At 67.5% G+C, this 413-nt stretch carries 1 protein-coding gene; it reads right to left on the bottom strand.

Features of this window, described 5'->3' with window-relative positions; all coding sequences use genetic code 11:
* Window positions 1-413: hypothetical protein (locus tag AC1DQ3_RS36850; protein WP_477125003.1), on the bottom strand; the 413-nt coding region annotated here is incomplete at both ends.

Raw genomic sequence — 413 nt, forward strand, 5'->3', positions numbered from 1 at the left:
TGCGATGCCAACTCCTCGAAGAACGCTGTTCGCGCCTGGTCCAACGGCTTCTCCACGAATACAGGATCTGGCTCCTTGATGGTTGTCGACTCCGAYTTGATGACTTGTGCCGGCACGTGGCTGCCAATGGCCGCAGGCTGCGCATACATCGTCTTGAAGGCCGGCTTGCGGCGCAGWTGGCTTTCCGTGGCGCCMGAGAGCAGGGACAGCTCGCTCAGGCYGAGGCCGGGCCGCTGCTCGCGCAGGCGGCGGGCGTAGGCCAGATTGGCTTCCCCGTCCCGGCGCGGCACGGCGTCGCGAATGGCGGCCAGTTCCACGGAGAGCGCCTTGAAGGCCGGCTCGCGGCGCAGATGGCTTTCCAAGGTGCCCGAAAGCAGGGACAGCTCGCTCAGGCCGAGGCCGGGCCGCTGCTC

This window comes from Cupriavidus sp. 01T418 (assembly GCF_056398885.1).